Raw genomic sequence first — 1,662 nt, 5'->3', positions numbered from 1 at the left:
CTCCAAATTTCTTTGTGGGTATTATTGTCATTTACACGGTTGGGTATTCAGACTCGAGTTCGTCCTTGAATTGGAATTTCCGATAAAATAGAAATAGTGCTGTATGATATTTACCATACAGCACCATTTTTTATCTTCATCTAACTAACAATACTCCAAATATACAGGGGAGCCGTAAGCGTAAAAATCAGGCAGCCGAAAATTATAGCCACAGGCGTCCATTCAATCTGTCCGTGCTTGCGATAATCCAAATATGCGCTTCCAATCTTCACAAATAACAGAATCGCCAGAATAACATCAAGACAAGGAAAAACAACATTGTTGACCACAGACGTTATCTGCGATTTCGCCGCACCCCAAGTGCTTGTGACCGCCCCCGCAACATCGCCCGAAGCATAAGCTGTTAGCGACATCATAGCCGCAAAGCACACCGAACTTGCTGCTGCGATCAATTTCTTTTTAGAGCTCATTTCACATCATCCTTTCTCTGTTCCTTATCGTTCTTCTTGCATATGACCATACCGAAAACCATAATAACCGCTGTGGCTACGAGATAAAGCTCAGCACTATTGTCTGCGGATACACCTGTATGAGGAGTATCTATTGTGACCGTAGGAGGGGTTTCAAGATCAGGCGTATGCTCGTCATACATAACGACCTCGGTCACAGAACCGTCCTCGTTTACCGTGAACTTTATCTCATTTGCAATTTCGTAACCGTCCGGAGCAATGATTTCACGGAGCGTGTATTCCTTGCCGGCAATAAGTTTTCCTTCAATCATATGTGGTTCATTTGTGGATACCCATTCTTCAACAACATTTCCGTTCTCGTCGATAATTTGCAAAGTAGCACCCGGCAATTCTTCGCCTGTTGTAACGTCCTGCTTTGAAATACGAACCTTAGTCGTATCATCCACCATAACTATAAGCGGATAGCCGTTATCCGAAACGGCTGTTGAATCAACGTTTTCTACCGTAATATTGCCGTAAATATCAACCGTAAAGCCGATGTCAGTTGCAATAACATAACAGTCAGGAGCGGCAATTTCTTTAAGCACATATTCACCCGCACCAAGCTTTGAAACAATGTGATTTTTGCCGTCGGAAGTCCACTTATCAACTGTCTCACCGTCAGCATTTTCAAGCACCATTTCAGCACCCTCAAGTTCGTTTCCGTACACATCACGCTTTGAAATCTCGACAGTAATAGGCTTGTTTTCCGCAGTTATCTCAATAACCTCGCCGTCCTCCGAAATGCTAACGGTGTATTCTTTGTCGCTAAGAATATATCCCCTTGGACTTTCTATCTCACGAACGATATACTTTCCAAATGGAACATCTGTAAACTCAAAACAGCCATTCTCATCTGAAGCGGCAGTCATTATTGCAGTATCTCTGCTGAACTTCACACAGTCGGCAGTAAACAGCCCGAACACAGCATTTTCAAGAGGTTCGCTCTTGTCATCTACCTTGTGACCCTCTATCCTGCCACGCTTGAGGAGATTTACGAACTGTCCGCAGTCAATATCCACAGTCCGGATATCCTGTCCCATATATTCAAAATTCACAAGATACTTTTCACCGTTAAGGACATAGTGTTCATCGGTTGCAATTTCCTGAACATAATACCTGCCAAAAGGTATCTGTACATCAAATTTTGCGA

At 43.1% G+C, this 1,662-nt stretch carries 2 protein-coding genes; both read right to left on the bottom strand.

Features of this window, described 5'->3' with window-relative positions; genetic code table 11:
* Positions 1–140 precede the first annotated feature (140 nt).
* A complete protein-coding gene (locus LI114_RS13385) occupies positions 141–470 on the bottom strand; it encodes a DUF3852 domain-containing protein (RefSeq protein ID WP_227221080.1) in 330 nt (109 codons plus the stop codon).
* Positions 467–1,662: collagen binding domain-containing protein (locus LI114_RS13380; protein WP_264468335.1), on the bottom strand; the 1,196-nt coding region annotated here is incomplete at its 5' end. The genes LI114_RS13380 and LI114_RS13385, both read right to left, overlap by 4 nt.

Source organism: Ruminococcus sp. 210702-SL.1.03 (assembly GCF_020559915.1).
In the GTDB taxonomy this organism is placed as follows: Bacteria; Bacillota; Clostridia; order Oscillospirales; family Ruminococcaceae; genus YE71.
Note: the sequence above shows the minus strand (reverse complement) of the source record. Positions and strands in the feature narration are given on the sequence as shown.